Origin of the sequence: Pseudoalteromonas sp. SWN166 (assembly GCF_015864485.1) — a bacterium.
In the GTDB taxonomy this organism is placed as follows: Bacteria; Pseudomonadota; Gammaproteobacteria; order Enterobacterales; family Alteromonadaceae; genus Pseudoalteromonas.
Genome location: NZ_JADYXB010000012.1, coordinates 108,472 through 126,376 on the forward strand (window position 1 = coordinate 108,472; position 17,905 = coordinate 126,376).

Consider the following 17,905-nt stretch of genomic DNA (forward strand, 5'->3'; position numbering starts at 1 on the left):
GTGTATTTTTATCTTTTAATTAGTCAGTTCAGCCGACTCGACGGCATTGCTATATTGCAGCTGCCATTGTGTTCGCAAGGTATCCATTATGTTCATAACCCGTAAGCTAGTACCCAGTGGTAATACGCTGCTTTGGGTTTGTTTTTGTAATATACACTGCGTGACATGTGCAATTTCAAACTTAAAGTTTTCATCGTCACTAAAGTCGTATTCAAAGTGTTGCGGATCTTGGCCATTTATATGCAGTTCTATAGATTGCGCGCCTACAAATTCAGGAATACGCATATAGCCAAGCTCACCATTAATACATGCTTCTGTTGGGCCGTTTTGCTGAAGTGCGCTGGTAAGTGATGCAAATTGCCCGTTACCGTAATCAACTATAGCAGTGCTTCGCTCATCAACACCGGTTGTGCTTTTGTGTACAAAGGATTTGATGTGTTCTGGGGCTTTATTAAATACCACATCGGCAATCGAAATAGGATAAATACCTAAATCGAGCAGGGCGCCACCTGCTGTTGCAGGGTTCATTAAGCGGTGAGTGTCGGCAAAGCTGCCAGGTAAACTAAAGTTGGCATTAACACTGTGCACATTACCAATAACACCTTCACTTAGGAGCTGTTGTAATTTTACTATGGCCGGTAAAAAACGCATCCAAACGCCTTCCATTAAAAAGCAGTTTTGTTGCTTGGCAAGCTCAGTGAGGCTTTGCAACTGCTGAGCATTAACGGTAATAGGTTTTTCGCTTAGCACGTGCTTATTGTGTGTTAAGCATTGCGCTATGGCTTTAAAATGTTGCTCGTGGGTATTAGCTATATAAATGGCATCAATATTTGGGCATTGCATAAGAGCTTGATAGCTCTCATAACCTTTAATTGAATAGTGTGTGGCAAACTCTTTTGCACGCTGCTCGCTAGTCGATGCTGCGCCAATAAGTTGAGCATCAGCGCAATGCGCAATACTCTTAGCAAAGGTGTGAGCAATATTGCCACACCCAATAATTCCCCAATTAACCTTTGCCATGCTTATTCCTTAACTTTATTTAAAAAGACGTAATTTGTAACCCTGAACCCGCTGAACATACGTAAATGTCGGCATTTAAGTTAAAACGTTCAAAGTAATGCTGCTCCACCGCTGCTTTAATTAGTGGCACTTCTGCATCACGACATAAACATACAATAGCACCACCAAAGCCGCCACCCGTCATACGAACTGCACCGCGATCGCCCATCGCTTCTTTACAAATTTCTACTAGGCCATCGGTTGCAGGTACGGTTACTTCAAAGTCGTGTTTAAGTGATTGGTGCGATGCAGCCATTAGCGTGCGAAGTGCATCCATATCATTATTTTGTAGTGCAGTAGTTGCTGCAATTACACGGTCGTTTTCGCTAATTACATGGTGTGCACGTTTATATTCGTTTTCGCTTAATGTCGCTTTTACTGCTTGCAGGCCAGTCATGGTTGCTTGGCGAAGTGTTTTTACACCCATTTTTACAGCAGCTTGTTCGCAATCAATACGGCGCTGGTTGTATTCGCTATCTACCAATTTACGTGGGTAATTAGAGTTAACAATAACAATATTTAAATCATCCGGTACTTTTACTGATTTAGTCGCTAGGTTTTCACAGTCGATTAATAGCGCATGACCGTTTTCGCCTTTAGCTGAAATAAGCTGATCCATAATGCCGCATTGGCAATGCATAAAGTCGTTTTCGGCTTCTTGGCCTAGCAATGCAATTTTTTCTTCGCTTAAACCAAGCTGTGCAATATGGTTAAACATACCGCCAACAGCAACTTCTAGTGCAGCTGATGACGACAAGCCACTGCCTTGCGGTAAGTTACTGTCGATAAGTAAATCGGCGCCGCGTAAAGTATGGCCCGCACGCTTTAATACAAATGACACGGCACGGATATAGTTACCCCATTGCGATTGGCCTTCAGTGATTGCTTCATCAACACTAAAGCTGTCTTTTTCGCCTGGGTAATTTAAAGAATGCACAGTGATAATGTTATCGTCGCGCTCTTTAAACATTATTTGGGTCCGAAACTCTAACGAGCACGGTAAAACAAAACCGTCGTTGTAGTCGGTAAATTCGCCAATTAGGTTTACACGCCCTGGAGCGGCTGCAATACCTTGAGCAGGCACGTCATACAGTGACAAAAATTGTTGTTGGAATTCGTTAAGCTTCATCTGTGTGTCCTGCTGTATCTTTATAGTGTGTGGTACTGGCTGCTTGTAAAATAGAAGCGGCGGTTTCTGCGCTTAAATCGCGCTGGCTTTCGCCTAGCATTTCGTAGCCAACCATGTGTTTTTTCACGGTAGCTGAGCGAAGTAGCGGCGGATAAAAATGGGCGTGCAAGCGCCAATGTTGCTCATCTGAGCCTCGATTAGCCGGTGCATTGTGCCATCCCATAGAATACGGGAAGCTACAATTAAATACGTTGTCGTACTTAGTGGTTAATACTTTAAGTGCTTGTGCTAAAGAGTCGGTTTGCGCATCGTTTAGCTGGCTAAAGTTTTGAATGTTATCTTTAGTTACGATCATTGTTTCAAACGGCCACGCTGCCCAAAATGGCACCACAACAAGCCAATGTTCGTTTTCAAATACAACACGGGTTTTATCTGTTTGCTCTTTTTGCACGTAATCGGCAAGCATTGCGCTGCCATGCTTTTTAAAATAGGCAAGCTGCTGCGTATCTTCGGCTTCTATTTCGGTTGATAAGTGCGAATGCGCCCACACTTGACCATGTGGATGAGGTTGCGAGCAACCCATTATCTCGCCTTTATTTTCAAACACCTGCACACACTCATAGTGCTGTGCAAGTTCTGTGTAGTTGTCTTTCCAGGTTTTTACTACTTCATGCAGGGCGTCGTGCTCAAGCTCTGGCAGTGTTTTATTATGCTCTGGCGAGAAACAAATTACACGGCATTCGCCGCTTGCTTCGTCAGCAACAAATAAATCGCTGTCTGACTCTAAGCTTTGAGATTGCTCGCTGGTATTAGGCGTAAGTGCACCAAAATCATTTCTAAATACATGTGTGTATTTGTAATCTGGATTGCTATCGCCATTTGCACGGGTGTTACTTGGGCAAAGTGGGCAGCTTTCATCGTGCTTAGGCAGTACGCTTTCGTTTACTGCTTCTGTTGCGCCTAACCATGGGCGGTTATTACGATGAGGTGAAACTAATACCCAACGACCCGTTAGTGGGTTTTTACGTCTGTGAGTACTTTCTAATAAAGCCATGTTAACTCTCCAACCCACTAGGGTAATTAGTTTGCCAGCGCCATGTATCGTTGGTCATGTCGCTAAGCGTTAGTTCTGCGTGCCAGTTAAGTGTGTTTTGCGCTTTTGTGGCATCGGCGTAGTTACAGGCAATATCGCCTGCACGGCGCGGTGCACTCTTATACGGAATATTTTTACCAGCTGATGCGCTAAATGCCTTAATCATATCAAGCACTGAATAACCTTGGCCTGTGCCTAGGTTGTAAGCATGAAAGGCGGTATCTGTTTTATGCTGCATAAATGCCGCCACATGGCCTTTAGCTAAATCTAAAACGTGAATATAGTCACGTACGCCCGTGCCATCTTCAGTGTCGTAGTCGTCACCAAAAATATTAACCACGTCGCGTTTACCTACCGCCGTTTGAGCAATAAATGGCATTAAGTTATTAGGAATACCATTAGGGCTTTCACCTAATAAACCACTTGGGTGCGCACCTACTGGGTTAAAGTAACGAAGAGCTATGCCCATAAATTGACTATTGGCATTACATACGTCTTGCATGGCTTGCTCAACCATGACTTTAGTCCAACCATATGGGTTTGTTGCGCGTATAGGGTGCTTTTCGTCAATAGGGAGGTAGTCTGGCTCGCCGTACACAGTAGCTGATGAGCTAAATATAATGTGGTTAACATCGGCTTCTTGCATGCTTTGTAACATACTTAATGTACCCGACACATTATTTTGATAATAACGCAGTGGTTGCTCAGTTGATTCACCAACGGCTTTTAAAGCAGCGAAGTGAAATACAGCCTCAGCTTGAGTGTGTTTTAGAGCAAGCTTAAATTGTTGCTCGTCTTGTATGTCGCCCAAAATAAACTTAAACCGAGTACCAGTAATCTTTTCGAGTTGGTCAAGTACGCGAAGGCTAGCATTAGACAAGTTATCGTAAATAACAGGTGTAATGCCCGCTTCATGTAATGCAATGCATGTGTGGCTACCTATGTAACCCATGCCGCCAGTAACTAAAACTTTCATGTTATTTCTCGAAAAGTGTATTTATATGATAAATACTACTATTAAGGTGGTTTAAAAACAATAGTTATGATTGTTGGGTAATTCAAATAAAAGCATAAAAAACATTCAGCTTAAATACTCATCTGCCTTTTAAAGTAATATTTTTACATTAACTAACATAGGCTTAGCTTTATCAATTAATTCTATAAACTGATTCAACTATTGGCCTAATTATCAGCAGTAAGTTGGGGTGCTAACATAGCGAAAATAAAGTAAGGGGAGATCAACATGAACAAAACAATATTACTTACCGGTGCTACCGATGGCATTGGGCTTGAAACCGCCAAAATGTTATTAGCACAAGGTCACACTGTATTATTGCATGGCCGCAGCCAAGCAAAACTCAGCGCGCTACAAATAGCTTTAACCGAGCAATACCCAAGTGGAAGTACACATACCTATATTGCTGACTTAAGCGATATGAGCCAAGTACAGGTATTGGCACAAACAGTAATAGCCGACTTGGCCGAAAATAATAAGCAGCTCGACGTACTGATTAATAATGCAGGCGTTTATCAATTAGCTGATATTACAACGGTTGATGGTCTTGATGCTCGCTTTGTTGTAAACACGATTGCACCTTATCTTCTTACAAAACTATTATTACCTGTTCTTGGCCGTGATTCACGAGTGGTTAATGTGTCATCAGCTGCGCAATCAAGCGTTAACCTAGACGCGCTAGTAGGTAACATTGAACTTTCAGATAGTGCGGCTTATGCACAAAGTAAATTGGCTATTACTATGTGGTCGCGTCATTTAGGGTTGGAGCTTAAAGGTAGTGGGCCATTAGTTGTATCGGTAAACCCTAAATCATTATTGGGTAGTAAAATGGTAAAAGACGCTTACGGTATAAATGGCGGCGATTTAAAAATTGGCGCAGACATTTTTTGTCGCGCAGCGCTTAGCGATGAATTTAAAGATGCCGCAGGCCTGTATTTTGATAACGATACAGGACGCTTTGCGCCTCCTCATGTTGATGCACTTAATAATGTTAAAAACCAACAGCTAGTAGACACGTTAAACAGTATTATAACGCAACTTAAATTAGGTAAAGCATAATGAAAAATCACGTTACGTGGACTGTACAAGGCCAAATTAAAGAAGGTAAATATGACGAGTTTTTACTGGTAATGGCACAACTAATTGCTTCGGCTAAAAGTGAAGCTGGGACTTTAATATATGAGTGGACAGTAAGTGAAGATAAACGCAGTGTGCACATTTACGAGCGCTACCAAAATGAAGACGCAGCTAAAACACATCTTGCTGGTTGGGCCAAAAGTGGGCCATTATTTTTAAGCGTAGTTGATATGGATAAAGTAACGGTATTTAGTCAATTATCAGAAGAGTTTGCGCAAGCTTTTGCAGGCCCAAGCACAGTATTTATGAAACCAGTGGGTGGCTTTGTAAAGTTTTAGAGAAAATACCCATTGTTGATCTAAAGAGCTCACCTCATCAGTGAGCTCTTTTTTTTGCTTATTGTGTAGCTTGTTGTAAGTGCTCATACAGCCAATCTTTTAACTCTGATCGGTCGTGTTTTAATAGATGCATTTGCTCGTCGCTAATTGGCGCATCTTTAAGTTCTAATATTCTAATTTCTTTGTCTAGCTTATCGTACTTATCTGCTTTTTTTGCAAACTCAGTATCGCTTTCATTTAGCTTGGCAATGGTATTTAAATACTCTGGAAAGTCATTAGTGAGTGAGTGGTCTTCGCCTAACATATTTGCTCCTTAGTAGGATATAAATGAGTTGTTTAAGTGAATTACTGCCTTCATATAATACACTGGGGTTTAAACAATCATAAATCAACCATTGGCAACTTAATTTGATATAGCGCAAACAACCGCTTTTACTTTTTAGCAGTTGCTGCTTTTTCCCAATAAGGGACTTCACCAAAGTAAGCAATAAAATGATCGATAAACGCACGCACCTTAGGAGCTAATAATCTATTGCTTGGATATACAGCCCAAATATCGGCATTAGCTACCAGCGGGAAGTCTTTTAACACTTCTATTAGGCTGCCATCCTCTAAACATTTATAGCTACACCAATTAGAACTAATAGTAATACCTAACCCTTGTACACATGCATCACGAACCGCTTCGCCGTTATCAAAACGAAGTGCGCCTTTGGTTTTAATATTAAGAGTGTCTTTACCTGATTTAAAAGCCCAACTTTCTACACTGGCTAAGTTAATCGTTTGATGATTAACTAAGTCTTGTGGCGTTTTAGGCAAGCCGTTTTTAGCTATGTATTCAGGCGATGCGCATACAATACGGTTATCTGATGCCAGTTTACGAGCAATTAGGTTTGAATCTTTAAGTGCCGCATCGCGAATTGCAATATCAAAACCGCCTTCTACTAAATCAATAATAGTATCGCTAAAGCGACAATCGATAGTCAATTCTGGGTATTCTTGCATAAAGCTTTTTAATGCAGGAACTATATGCATGCGTCCAAATGAAGCAGGAGCCGTGATACGTAATGTACCTTGTGGTACTAAACTTCCTGCACCTACAGACGCACGGGCAGTTTCAAGCGTTGCTAACACTTCTTGTGCATGAGGTAAAAATGCCTCACCTTCTTCGGTCAGCGACACCTTACGTGTAGTACGATGAATAAGGCGTACTCCTAAGTTTTCCTCAAGCTTACTAATATATGCACTAGCGACTGCTGGTGATAAATCAAGCTCTCTTCCTGCAAGGCTTATATTATATGTATTAGCAATGCGTACAAACAAAGCAAGGTGGTCGTTATTCATACTTTATTCTCAATGTTATGTTGAAACTGACTGTGTATTTAGCCTTATTATCATTTATTAAAGGTAAAGCTACAATAAAACCTCATTACACATTATTTATAAACGGCTAGTAGAGGCAACACTCATAAAAGCAATGAGTGTTCATGGTTTTGGTGGTGCTGAAGAATTTGTAGCCGCTTTACAAGGCTTTATGTTTGTCGATGCAGCTAAAGTACATATCAATTTAACAAGTGGCCAAGTAATAAAGAACATTGGATAAGCGTATAATAATTAAATAACAAGACTGATCGTTTAATTAGTCACTATTTTTATCACACTTTTTATTTACAAACCCCCTTCAAAATCGATCCTTTTATATAGCAAAATATAAACAACAGTATCCACTTTAATTGTATATAATTACGTTTTTATATTTGTTGTTAATAATTATGAGGTCGTTGCAAAATTGACATGAAAATCTTCAATAATAAGTTTGCCAGTAAAGCGCGTCAATTTTACCTTGGGGTAGTAATCGTAGGTATTGTGGTATCTGCCATTGTTTACTTACAGGCCAATTCAATAAAAAATACCTCATCTAAGCTTATGGAGCAGCAAATCCCTTCGCTTCGCGATATTCGATTTGTAGAAACACTTATTGTTAAGCAAGAACGATTACTTTATGAATATTACGCAACGAACGATCAGCAGTTATACCTAACTCACTTTTTAAATAATCATGCCGAGCTGTTATTACTGCTCAACGCCATTGATGCAAACAATAAAGAAGCGCAGCTACAGCAAAAGTTAGCTGAGCCACTAAAAGGTGGATTGAGCCTTGCTTTAGAATTACATAATAATTTATCGGGGCCCAGTGTTGCTTGGGATTTAGCAAGGCAGCAGTTGGAGCAGTTAACAGCATTACAGGTTAAATTGGTCCACATATTAAAAGTAGTTGAATCGCAAATATCGTTAGGCGTTAAAGAAGGTTACCTTGAAACCGAAACTGACTTACAAACTACAGTACAAGTGGTCATTGTATTTTCATTATTTTTAATATTTGTAAGTATATATACAGGCAGATACGCATCAAAGTTTATTAAACTCAGCGCCCATAATGAGCGTTTAGCGCTATTTCCTACGCGCAATCCAAACCCCATTGTTAGTTTAAGCGCAGACTTAAAGCTCAATTATTGCAACCCTGCGGCTATCGCGATGCATAAAGAGTATGTAGCAGATAAAAACAGCACACCCATTGCATTATTGAGCCGTAATATAGAGCAACAACTACTTGAGGCTAAGCAAACATCGAGCTTTGTAAAGCGCTTTTATACTCAGTTGGACAACCATTACCTCACCTATCAAATACATTGGCTACAAGAAATAGATGCCTTTGATGTGCACATACGTGATGTAACTGAGCAGTTTGAAGCCGAACGCTCACTTGAGTATTTAGCATTTCATCATCCGTATTCAAAAGTACCTAATCAAGCGAGCTTAGAGAGCTACACCAATGAGCTTATTACTTTAGAGCAACCTTTTAGCTTAATGCTGATTGATGTAAATCACTTTAAATTACTATTAGAGCAATATGGGTTAACCGGTGCAAACGAGTGTATAAATGCATTTGCTAAGCATTTATCTAAAAGTGCGCGTGATTTTTCTAAGCGTTTAAATAGTAAAAATAAGCTGACTATTTACCATATTGCAGATGCTAACTTTGTGGTTGTTTATACCGCGCAAGACTGTTCAATCACTATAGATGATTTACTCAGCGGAGTTCAAAGTCGTTTAAGTCAAGCTATATCAACCCCTTTTGGCGAAATGCGCATGGGTTTTAATTGTGGTGTAACGCGCTTTCCTACCAGTAATAATTATAATGAGCTACTACTGCATGCAAATATAGCGTTAGAAGAGGCTGTAAAACGTAATGTACCATTTGCTCATTTTGATAGTGAAAGCGGTGCTAAGCATGCACGTAAAATATATATTGCCAGGCGCCTTGAAACAGCAATCGAAAAGCAGCAATTTGAGCTTTACTTTCAGCCTAAAATGCAAATAAAGACACAACAAATAGACAGCTGTGAGTGCTTAATTCGCTGGTTTGATAATGGTGAGTTTATATCTCCTGCGCAGTTTATTCCTATTGCAGAGCATAGTGGTTTTATATTACCGCTAGGGGAGTGGATACTCGATACTGCGTTTGAGCAAGCTAAAAAATGGCATCAACAAAACTTAAATATACGTTTAGCAATAAACATATCGGCTAGGCAATTTACTCAGCAGTATTTTGTGCAAAGTATTAAAGACCGTTTAGCGCACTTTGCTGTGCCGGCTGAGTTAATTGAGCTTGAAATAACTGAAACCGCTATTATGGACGATGAAGAATTTGGTATTAGCGTACTACGTGAATTAAGCGAATTAGGTATTAGCTTATCGATTGACGATTTTGGTACTGGGTATTCATCACTAGGTTATTTACAGCGTTTTCCGGTGAATAAATTAAAAATTGATCAGTCTTTTATACGCAACATGGTAACCGACACCCGTGATCAAGCATTAGTTTTAAGTATTTGCCAATTAGCTAAAAACTTAGGGCTCGATATTATTGCCGAAGGCGTAGAGGAAGTTGAGCAACTACAACAGTTAAGCGACTATGAATGCGATCAAATACAAGGCTATTTACTGAGTAAGCCAATACCCGCCAAAGACTTTGAAGCCTTTTTAGCTAAAGGAGTTAATTTTTAACGCTTTTTGCTAATTTATGTTGGCTAATTAATAGTGGTAGAATGCAGCGCTTAGCACCACTTGTGTAAAGTAGTGGTCAATAATTTATAAGGTTTTTTGTGTAATGCTGTTAATGATCGATAACTACGATTCGTTTACTTACAACTTGGTGCAATATTTTCAGCGATTAGATCAAGACGTGTTAGTAAAACGTAATGACGAGCTAAGCATTGCACAAATAAAACAGTTAAACCCGCAGCACATTGTGTTGTCGCCAGGGCCATGTACGCCTAACGAAGCGGGTATTTCGTTAAATGTTGTTGAGCAGCTAAAAGGGCAGTATCCTATTTTAGGGATTTGCTTGGGGCATCAAACTATTGCGCAAGCCTTAGGAGGCGATGTAATTCGTGCTAAAAAAGTAATGCACGGTAAAACATCTCCTATAGTGCATACTAATAAAGGGGTGTTTAAAGGTTTAGCTAATCCGTTAACTGTGTGTCGTTATCATTCTTTAGTGGTTAAAGCACAAACACTACCTAAAGAGCTTGAAGTAACCGCATGGACTCAAACTGAGCAAGGCGAGTTTGACGAAATTATGGGGTTGTTACACAATGAACTCGCTATCGAAGGTGTGCAGTTTCATCCCGAAGCTATTTTAACTGATCAAGGCTTAGAACTGCTTGATAACTTTTTAACTCGCTTCTAATGTTATAATACATAAAGCATTTAATACTTTATTAATGGATGACATGACCGAACTTGTAGCCCAGCAGCGCACTGCCAAAATACTAAGCCAACGAGCTCATGACTTATTGCTTGGGCATAGCTTTGCGCACCAGCAAATTGGTTTCATTCATACATTAGATATAGATTACGGCAAACCCATGAAGCAGCGCACCTTGCTTCAGGTTGAAGTGGCCGCTCAACAAAAGCGTCAGCAAAGCAGTACTGCACATCATAAGTACCGCGCTCAAGCGAGTGAGCAATTACACAAAACAATTGAAACTGCTATATATAAGCAGCTCGAAGATATAGATGGCGTAATTCATAGCACCATAGGTATTGAAGATGGCATTGCCAATATACTCGATATATTAGCGGTAAAGTCGGCATCAGTAGGGCGTTTAGAACCATTGGTGAATGACATAGGCTGGTTGGGTAGAGAGTTAGTAACGCTCGTTAATTTACCTTACTACCGTAATCAGCGTAGTAAAAACACATCTGTAAAAGTAGATAAACCGTCGCTAGCCCTTCGTTATATTGGCCTTGATAACTTACAGCTAGTTATACCTACATTTGCCGTGCGTCATTGGATGCCACATAGCACCGAACCTTTTTCACTTTTAAAACGCCGGCTACGTGACAGTGCAATGGCAAATGCCATTGCCGCGCAAAAAATTGCACAAATAAATAATGTGAATGACGTGCATGCATTTACCCTTGGAATGCTTTTAGATGTAGGGCGAGTTGCATTAGTGCGCTTGTACTTAAAAACATTTGAGCAAGTATGGCAACGCAAAGTACAACTAGCCCGAAATGAAAACCAAAAAAACTTACACACCGCATTATTAGAACTAAAGCCCGATCCATTATTTTTAACCACGTTGCTTTGTAATAAATCGATAGAAGTAAGCGCTAAGGTAATAGACAAAATGGCTTTTAAATATTTACCGTTTAAAGGTGTAATGCAGCAGTTGGTAAATGGGGTAGATAAAGGCGATACATTACTGCCGTTAACAGAGGTAATGCTAAAAGCACGTTGTTACTCTCAATATCTTAATTTAAAAGAGCATCAACTTATTGAGCCCGATGAAACTCTAAGCTGGTTTTCGCACTTTAAGTTCACTAAAACGGAACTAAAAACCCTCCAATCGAGTAATTTTACCAATTTAGCTATTCAAATTGACTAAAAATCTGAATTTTTTGTTAATTTTTTTGCGACTAACCATTCATTCTCACTCTATTGTTATATTGCATATTTGCCGATTAAAGCGTGCGCGCCTTGGTGCTCATGCGGTTAGTTGTCTAAAAATAAGCATAAATAGCTATGCAAATAGTTATTCACTATCTATGAAATAATATCTTTAGCCCTTTATTTTAAAGGGATACATGAAAGTTTTTAACGAGACAGATATAAGTAATTCTGAAATAATGTGCGTCTGAAAATTGAACCACAAAGCAATTTTGCGCAATTATCAGGTTACTGATCTTGCCTATAAAGTTGGTTACAAATATTAACCAAACACCTATTTTGATGTTTTGTGTTGCTCACAATTAAGAGGAAATAAAATGACAGTCAATCGCGAATTATTTGATCAAGTAATGGTACCTAACTATGCACCTTCAAGCGTAATCCCAGTTCGAGGCGAAGGCTCTCGCGTATGGGATCAAGAAGGCCGAGAGTTTATCGACTTTGCTGGTGGTATTGCTGTTAACTGTCTTGGCCATTGCCACCCTGCATTAGTAGGTGCATTAAAAGAGCAAGGCGAAAAAATCTGGCATCTATCAAATGTAATGACCAATGAGCCGGCACTTCGCCTAGCTAAAAAAATGGTTGATGCTACATTTGCCGAAAAAGTTTACTTTGCCAACTCAGGCGCAGAAGCAAACGAAGCAGCGCTTAAACTAGCGCGTCGTTTTGCACTTGATCAATTTGGCGCAGAAAAATCACAAATCATCGCGTTCAACAAAGGTTTCCACGGTCGTACATTCTTTACCGTAACTGTTGGCGGCCAAGCGGCTTACTCAGATGGTTTTGGTCCTAAGCCTGGCGACATTGTACATTGTGATTACAACGACCTAGCTGCTTTTGAAGCACTTATTAGCGACAATACATGTGCCGTAATGATGGAACCACTTCAAGGCGAAGGCGGAATCATTTCACCGACAGATGAGTTTGCTCAAGGCGTTCGCGATTTATGTACTAAACACAACGCACTGCTTATTTTTGATGAAGTACAAACAGGTGTTGGCCGTACTGGCGATTTATACGCATACCAAGGCTTAAACGTAGTACCTGATATTTTAACTTCAGCTAAAGCACTTGGCGGCGGTTTCCCAATTGGCGCTATGATCACAACAACTGAGATTGCACAGCACCTTAAAGTAGGTACTCATGGTTCTACTTATGGCGGTAACCCATTAGCGTGTGCCGTTGCAGAAGCTGCATTCGATACAGTAAATACCCCAGAAGTACTTGCTGGCGTAAAAGCTAAAGCAGCATTATTTACTGAGCTACTTAATGCGGTTAACGAAAAATACAACGTATTTAGCGAAATCCGTGGCCAAGGTTTATTAATTGGTGCAGTAGTAAGCGAGCAATACAAAGGTCGTGCAAAAGAGTTTTTAGTGGCTGGTACCGAGCAAGGTCTTATGTCATTAGTTGCTGGTGCAGACGTAGTACGTTTCACTCCATCTTTAGTAATTCCTGAAGCGGACATTCGCGAAGGTATGGCACGCTTTGAAAAAGCAGTAGCAAGCGTAGTAAACGCATAAGCTATCTAAGCCAACCAATTAAGGGCAAGCACTGCTTGCCCTGCAATTCCTATTTACCGTTATTTATAAGGGAGCAAGCGGACTCATGATGATCCTTCGCCCAATCCAGCAAAATGATTATTCAGCATTACTGAAAATTGCCCACGAATCTGGGCATGGTTTTACGTCTTTGCCTTTAAACGAAGAGCTATTACAAAAGAAGATCGACCATTCAGTAAGCTCATTTGCTAAACAAACGTCACAACCTGGTGACGAAGGCTACCTGTTTGTTCTTGAAGATAGCGAAACTGGTGAGGTTGTAGGAACATCTGCAATTGAAGCGGCGGTAGGGCTTGATGATGCATTTTATCATTATCACTTAAGTAAAGTGATTCACTCTTCGCGTACATTAGACGTATACAAAGCCGTTGATATTTTAACGCTATGTAACGACTACACAGGTGCGACAGAGCTTTGCACATTGTTTTTAAAAGATGGCTATCGTAAAAATTGTAACGGTAAGCTACTTTCAAAAGCGCGTTTTATGTTTATAAAACAGCATCAAGAGCGTTTTGCACAAACAGTAATCGCAGAAATGCGTGGCGTGTCTGACGAAAATGGCAGCAGCCCTTTTTGGCAGTGGCTTGAAGAGCACTTTTTCTCAATGGATTTTCCAACAGCCGATTACCTAACAGGTATTGGCCAAAAAGTTTTCATTGCTGAACTAATGCCTAAATACCCAATTTACGTAAACTTGCTAAGTAAAGATGCGCAAGCCGTAATAGGTAAAGTACACGACAACACACGCCCAGCAATTGAATTATTAAAAAGCGAAGGCTTTACGTTTAATGGCTACGTAGATATTTTTGACGGCGGCCCAACGGTTGAAGCAAAAGTAGATAACATTGCGACGATTCGTAATGCTAACAACTTTAACGTTGAAATTGGCGAAATGACTGGCGACACCATGGTGTTACTAGCAAACGAAAAGCTTGAAGATTTCAGAGCAACCGTTACACCAATGACATTCGACGAGCGCGCAAAAAGCCTTATTTTATCGCAAGAAATAGCAGATGCATTGCATTTGCAAGCTGGCGATATTGTTAGTGCAACCACGATTTAATTTAGGAGAAAGTATATGACTCATCCTGCACAATTTATAAATGGTCAATGGTCAGCAGGCCAAGGCACAGAATTTAATTCAGTAAACCCAGCAAATAACGACGTTATTTGGCAGGCTTCATCGGCAACTGCGGCGCAAGTAGACACCGCAGTAAATTCAGCGCGCGAAGCGTTTTATGCATGGGCTGATAAAAGCTTTACTGAGCGCTTGGAAATAATTAAAGCTTTCGCTGCGCAATTAAAAGAAAACAGCGAAGAGCTAGCTATTACTATTGCACAAGAAACCGGTAAGCCACTGTGGGAAACTCGCACAGAAGCGGGTGCTATGGTTGGTAAAATTGCCATTTCTGAAAAAGCATTTTTAGAGCGCACTGGCGACGTAGAAAACGCAATGCCACTTGGCCGTGCAATGATCCGTCATAAGCCACATGGTGTTGTAGCTGTATTTGGTCCGTATAACTTTCCGGGTCACTTACCTAATGGCCACATTGTGCCAGCGCTTTTAGCAGGTAACACAGTGGTATTTAAACCGTCTGAGCTTACTCCTAAAGTTGCAGAGCTTACACTTAAGCTATGGGAAAAAGCAGGTTTACCAGCAGGTGTCATTAACCTTGTACAAGGTGAAGTAGAAACGGGTAAAGCCCTTGCTGCTCACAAAGGTATTGATGGCTTGTTCTTCACGGGGTCTTCTCGTACTGGTCATATTTTACATGAACAGTTTGCGGGTCAACCTGGTAAAATTTTAGCATTAGAAATGGGTGGTAATAACCCACTTATTATTACTGACGTTGAAGACACTAAAGCCGTTGTTCACGATATTATTCAATCTGCGTTTATCTCAAGTGGTCAGCGTTGTACGTGTGCACGTAAACTATTTTTACCAACAGGTAGCAAAGGCGATGTGATACTGGAGCGTTTAATCACAGCAACTAAAGCGATTAAAGTAGGTAACTACGACGATGCAGATCAGCCATTTATGGGCTCTATGATCTCATCAGCTGCAGCAGCGGGCATGGTTAAAGCGCAAAACGAGCTTGTTGAGCTTGGCGGTCAAGTATTAGTAGAGCTTGATCACACAGCCAATACCGGCTTTGTAACACCAGGTATTATTGAGTGTACAAATATTAATGACTTCCCAGACGAAGAGCATTTTGGACCACTTTTAAAAGTATTCCGCTTTGATGACTTTGATCAAGCCATTGATAAAGCAAACGATACAACCTTTGGTTTATCGGCTGGTTTATTAAGTGATAGTGCAGCAGATTACGACCACTTTTTACGTCGTATTCGTGCCGGTATTGTTAACTGGAACCGCCCAATTACTGGCGCATCAAGCGCAGCACCATTTGGTGGTATTGGCGCATCGGGCAATCACAGAGCAAGCGCATATTACGCAGCCGACTACTGTGCATACCCTGTAGCTTCAGTAGAGCTTGAAAAAGTAGCGATGCCAGCAACATTAAGCCCAGGCTTAAAAATAGATTAAGCAGTACTTAATCACTAAAAAAGCAGCTTCGGCTGCTTTTTTTGTATTGCTATCGTGCAAAGCTAGTAATCAGCAGCGCTTTCTGCTTAAATCAAAATAATTAATTATACAAAGGTGGTACAAAAATGGTTTTAGATAGGCAAGGATACGATGATTTGATCATGTATCTAACTCAAAATTTAGCATTGTTTGAGAAGCCAGGCGAAATAAAACCAGGTGCCCCAACAGTAATGGAATTAATCGAAGACGTTATTGCACAAAATGTGATGCTTATTTGCGAGCAGCACACAAACCTCAACACAGAGCAGCGTAGTCAAATTGTACGCGAAGTTGACGGCATAGTTTACGATTTAGAAGAAGTCCTCAGTAGCATCACCTCACAGCCTGTCACGGCTGAACAGCATGCCTTTATAGATGAATTTGCAGGTTTAGTAAAAAACCTCTTTGATAGCGCTTTAACGCAACAATCTTAGCCATTTTATAGCCCTGCGTTGTATTTTCATTTGCAACTACGGCTAACTTGCTTACAATCAAGAAAATATTTTTTTGAGATATAACAATGCAAGCAAATGTAAAATGGGTTGAAGGCGATACATTCATTGGCCGTTCTAATTCTAACCACAATGTTGTGTTTGATGGCGGCAGCGATAGCGCAGCACCAAGCCCAATGGAAATGGTTTTAATGTCAGTTGGCTGTTGTTCATCAGTTGATGTGGTTAGTATTTTAAAAAAAGCTAAACAAGATTTTTCTGATGTACAGGTTCAACTAAGTGCAGAGCGCGCCGAAACAGCCCCACGCGTGTTTACCAAAATTAACTTACACTTTGTTGTTAAAGGCAATAATGTGTCTGAAAAACACCTTGCACGTGCAGTTTCACTCTCTGCTGAAAAGTATTGCTCGGTTGCATTAATGCTTGATAAAACAGTAGAAATTACGCATAGCCACGAAGTTGTGCAAGAACAAGCAAAATAACGCTTTTTCCACGAGGAAAATTCGTATAAAATCCGCGAACTTTTCATTCTGCAGGTGCAGAACCCACTAATTTATAGGTTGGTTTATTATGAACAAACCCTTCGATAAACTTAAACTTCATGGCTTTAACAATTTAACCAAAAGTTTAAGCTTTAGTATTTATGATATTTGTTACGCAAAGACCGAGCAACAACGTAAAGAATATATTGAATATATCGATGAGCAGTACAGTGCAGATAGACTAACCGACATTTTAGGTGAAGTTGTTGATATTATTGGTGCTAACATTCTAAATGTAGCGCGCCAAGATTATGAACCGCAAGGCGCAAGTGTAACTATTTTGGTTTCAGAAGAACCAGTAGAAGAGCAGCAAAATTACGATGCTGACGAAGCACCAGGCCCATTACCTGATTCAGTTGTTGCGCACCTAGATAAAAGCCACATTTGTGTACACACATACCCAGAAGCTCACCCTGATGATGGTATTTGTACATTCCGTGCTGATATTGAAGTGTCTACGTGTGGCATTATTTCGCCACTTAAAGCGTTAAACTTCTTAATTCATAGCCTTGAGTCAGATGTAGTAACTATTGATTACCGCGTTCGTGGTTTTACCCGCGACATAAACGGTGTTAAACACTACATTGATCACGCGATTAGCTCGATTCAAAACTTCATGACAGAAGATACAAAAGAAGCGTACCAAATGATGGACGTGAACGTGTATCAAGAAAACCTGTTTCACACCAAAATGATGTTAAAAGAAACCGATTTAAACACGTACCTATTCGGTATTTCGACAGCAGACTTATCAGAGGGCGAAGAAGAACAAATTCGCTCAAAGCTGACTCGCGAAATGCAAGAAATATTCTATGGCCGTAACCTGCCAGATACAGAATAATAGCAACGAATTAAACTAAAAATGGCGCTCAGTGAGCGCCATTTTTTTATGTTTAAAAAGCTCAACTAATTAGATTATACCAATCTGCATAAAGATTAAGTCAATTTGATCCAGTCTCTAGAGCATATGCTTTTAACCGTATCTGGAACAGAAATGAATTTGTTCCACGCTTGCGAAACCTGTTCAACTAT

The 17,905-nt window shown here is 40.3% G+C and carries 18 protein-coding genes; 12 read left to right on the plus strand and 6 right to left on the minus strand.

Translation table 11 applies throughout. The features are described 5' to 3' along the window. Nucleotides 1-15: 15 nt before the first annotated feature. The 4 genes from I6F49_RS09700 to galE are packed head-to-tail and all read right to left on the minus strand — an operon-like array spanning nt 16 to nt 4,257. Nucleotides 16-1,020, minus strand: a complete 1,005-nt coding sequence (locus I6F49_RS09700) for a Gfo/Idh/MocA family protein (RefSeq protein ID WP_166420097.1) — start codon at nt 1,018-1,020, stop codon at nt 16-18. 19 nt (nt 1,021-1,039) lie between these two features. Next, nucleotides 1,040-2,188 carry a galactokinase gene (galK, locus tag I6F49_RS09705; protein ID WP_197180107.1) on the minus strand — a complete coding sequence of 383 codons (1,149 nt, stop codon included), beginning with the start codon at nt 2,186-2,188 and terminating at the stop codon, nt 1,040-1,042. Further along, nucleotides 2,178-3,242, minus strand: a complete 1,065-nt coding sequence (locus I6F49_RS09710; RefSeq protein WP_197180109.1) for a UDP-glucose--hexose-1-phosphate uridylyltransferase — start codon at nt 3,240-3,242, stop codon at nt 2,178-2,180. Before I6F49_RS09710 ends, galK begins: the two co-directional genes overlap by 11 nt. A 1-nt stretch (nt 3,243) precedes the next feature. Further along, entirely contained in the window at nt 3,244-4,257 is a 1,014-nt protein-coding gene (galE, locus tag I6F49_RS09715; RefSeq protein ID WP_197180112.1) for a UDP-glucose 4-epimerase GalE, read from the minus strand. 267 nt (nt 4,258-4,524) lie between these two features. On the opposite strand from galE, the gene I6F49_RS09720 reads away from it, so the two are divergent. Next, nucleotides 4,525-5,355, plus strand: coding sequence for an SDR family NAD(P)-dependent oxidoreductase (locus tag I6F49_RS09720; RefSeq protein ID WP_197180114.1), 831 nt, complete (start codon nt 4,525-4,527; stop codon nt 5,353-5,355). Continuing rightward, nucleotides 5,355-5,711, plus strand: a complete 357-nt coding sequence (locus I6F49_RS09725; protein ID WP_197180115.1) for a putative quinol monooxygenase — start codon at nt 5,355-5,357, stop codon at nt 5,709-5,711. The genes I6F49_RS09720 and I6F49_RS09725 overlap by 1 nt, the downstream gene beginning before the upstream one ends. 58 nt (nt 5,712-5,769) lie before the next feature. On the opposite strand, the gene I6F49_RS09730 is transcribed toward I6F49_RS09725, so the two are convergent. After that, nucleotides 5,770-6,015, minus strand: a complete 246-nt coding sequence (locus I6F49_RS09730; protein WP_197180117.1) for a YdcH family protein — start codon at nt 6,013-6,015, stop codon at nt 5,770-5,772. A gap of 128 nt (nt 6,016-6,143) precedes the next feature. Further along, nucleotides 6,144-7,055 carry a LysR family transcriptional regulator gene (locus I6F49_RS09735; RefSeq protein WP_197180119.1) on the minus strand — a complete coding sequence of 304 codons (912 nt, stop codon included), beginning with the start codon at nt 7,053-7,055 and terminating at the stop codon, nt 6,144-6,146. 133 nt (nt 7,056-7,188) lie between these two features. On the opposite strand from I6F49_RS09735, the gene I6F49_RS20495 reads away from it, so the two are divergent. From I6F49_RS20495 to speD, 10 genes are all read left to right on the plus strand, one after another. Further along, nucleotides 7,189-7,314, plus strand: a complete 126-nt coding sequence (locus I6F49_RS20495; protein WP_269435366.1) for a hypothetical protein — start codon at nt 7,189-7,191, stop codon at nt 7,312-7,314. A gap of 191 nt (nt 7,315-7,505) precedes the next feature. Further along, nucleotides 7,506-9,779: a putative bifunctional diguanylate cyclase/phosphodiesterase gene (locus I6F49_RS20345; RefSeq protein ID WP_231615070.1), complete on the plus strand. Its 2,274-nt coding sequence runs from the start codon at nt 7,506-7,508 to the stop codon at nt 9,777-9,779. A 103-nt stretch (nt 9,780-9,882) separates the two neighbouring features. Further along, complete coding sequence (locus I6F49_RS09745; RefSeq protein ID WP_166420088.1) at nt 9,883-10,464, plus strand: anthranilate synthase component II; 582 nt, start codon at nt 9,883-9,885, stop codon at nt 10,462-10,464. 43 nt (nt 10,465-10,507) lie between these two features. After that, nucleotides 10,508-11,668 carry an HDOD domain-containing protein gene (locus I6F49_RS09750; RefSeq protein WP_197180121.1) on the plus strand — a complete coding sequence of 387 codons (1,161 nt, stop codon included), beginning with the start codon at nt 10,508-10,510 and terminating at the stop codon, nt 11,666-11,668. Between the two features lie 379 nt (nt 11,669-12,047). Further along, nucleotides 12,048-13,253, plus strand: a complete 1,206-nt coding sequence (locus tag I6F49_RS09755) for an aspartate aminotransferase family protein (RefSeq protein ID WP_197180123.1) — start codon at nt 12,048-12,050, stop codon at nt 13,251-13,253. Between the two features lie 85 nt (nt 13,254-13,338). Further along, nucleotides 13,339-14,355 carry an arginine N-succinyltransferase gene (astA, locus tag I6F49_RS09760; RefSeq protein ID WP_197180126.1) on the plus strand — a complete coding sequence of 339 codons (1,017 nt, stop codon included), beginning with the start codon at nt 13,339-13,341 and terminating at the stop codon, nt 14,353-14,355. Nucleotides 14,356-14,370: 15 nt separating this feature from the next. Then, nucleotides 14,371-15,840: a succinylglutamate-semialdehyde dehydrogenase gene (astD, locus tag I6F49_RS09765; RefSeq protein ID WP_197180128.1), complete on the plus strand. Its 1,470-nt coding sequence runs from the start codon at nt 14,371-14,373 to the stop codon at nt 15,838-15,840. Nucleotides 15,841-15,965: 125 nt separating this feature from the next. After that, nucleotides 15,966-16,313 (plus strand): DUF3802 family protein, encoded by a 348-nt coding sequence (locus I6F49_RS09770; RefSeq protein WP_024593801.1) that lies wholly within the window; start codon nt 15,966-15,968, stop codon nt 16,311-16,313. 86 nt (nt 16,314-16,399) lie between these two features. Then, nucleotides 16,400-16,813 carry an OsmC family protein gene (locus I6F49_RS09775; protein WP_024600073.1) on the plus strand — a complete coding sequence of 138 codons (414 nt, stop codon included), beginning with the start codon at nt 16,400-16,402 and terminating at the stop codon, nt 16,811-16,813. Nucleotides 16,814-16,901: 88 nt separating this feature from the next. After that, the gene (gene speD, locus I6F49_RS09780) at nt 16,902-17,714 is read left to right on the plus strand and encodes an adenosylmethionine decarboxylase (protein WP_024593800.1); all 813 of its coding nucleotides are present in this window, start codon (nt 16,902-16,904) and stop codon (nt 17,712-17,714) included. Nucleotides 17,715-17,905: the final 191 nt, after the last annotated feature.

Excerpts from the sequence above, each read along its gene's own strand:
- I6F49_RS09700 (WP_166420097.1), bottom strand. The coding sequence starts at position 1,020 with ATGGCAAAGGTTAATTGGGGAATTATTGGGTGTGGCAATATTGCTCAC.
- galK (WP_197180107.1), bottom strand. The coding sequence starts at position 2,188 with ATGAAGCTTAACGAATTCCAACAACAATTTTTGTCACTGTATGACGTG.
- I6F49_RS09710 (WP_197180109.1), bottom strand. The coding sequence starts at position 3,242 with ATGGCTTTATTAGAAAGTACTCACAGACGTAAAAACCCACTAACGGGT.
- galE (WP_197180112.1), bottom strand. The coding sequence starts at position 4,257 with ATGAAAGTTTTAGTTACTGGCGGCATGGGTTACATAGGTAGCCACACA.
- I6F49_RS09720 (WP_197180114.1), top strand. The coding sequence starts at position 4,525 with ATGAACAAAACAATATTACTTACCGGTGCTACCGATGGCATTGGGCTT.
- I6F49_RS09725 (WP_197180115.1), top strand. The coding sequence starts at position 5,355 with ATGAAAAATCACGTTACGTGGACTGTACAAGGCCAAATTAAAGAAGGT.
- I6F49_RS09730 (WP_197180117.1), bottom strand. The coding sequence starts at position 6,015 with ATGTTAGGCGAAGACCACTCACTCACTAATGACTTTCCAGAGTATTTA.
- I6F49_RS09735 (WP_197180119.1), bottom strand. The coding sequence starts at position 7,055 with ATGAATAACGACCACCTTGCTTTGTTTGTACGCATTGCTAATACATAT.
- I6F49_RS20495 (WP_269435366.1), top strand. The coding sequence starts at position 7,189 with ATGAGTGTTCATGGTTTTGGTGGTGCTGAAGAATTTGTAGCCGCTTTA.
- I6F49_RS20345 (WP_231615070.1), top strand. The coding sequence starts at position 7,506 with ATGAAAATCTTCAATAATAAGTTTGCCAGTAAAGCGCGTCAATTTTAC.
- I6F49_RS09745 (WP_166420088.1), top strand. The coding sequence starts at position 9,883 with ATGCTGTTAATGATCGATAACTACGATTCGTTTACTTACAACTTGGTG.
- I6F49_RS09750 (WP_197180121.1), top strand. The coding sequence starts at position 10,508 with ATGACCGAACTTGTAGCCCAGCAGCGCACTGCCAAAATACTAAGCCAA.
- I6F49_RS09755 (WP_197180123.1), top strand. The coding sequence starts at position 12,048 with ATGACAGTCAATCGCGAATTATTTGATCAAGTAATGGTACCTAACTAT.
- astA (WP_197180126.1), top strand. The coding sequence starts at position 13,339 with ATGATGATCCTTCGCCCAATCCAGCAAAATGATTATTCAGCATTACTG.
- astD (WP_197180128.1), top strand. The coding sequence starts at position 14,371 with ATGACTCATCCTGCACAATTTATAAATGGTCAATGGTCAGCAGGCCAA.
- I6F49_RS09770 (WP_024593801.1), top strand. The coding sequence starts at position 15,966 with ATGGTTTTAGATAGGCAAGGATACGATGATTTGATCATGTATCTAACT.
- I6F49_RS09775 (WP_024600073.1), top strand. The coding sequence starts at position 16,400 with ATGCAAGCAAATGTAAAATGGGTTGAAGGCGATACATTCATTGGCCGT.
- speD (WP_024593800.1), top strand. The coding sequence starts at position 16,902 with ATGAACAAACCCTTCGATAAACTTAAACTTCATGGCTTTAACAATTTA.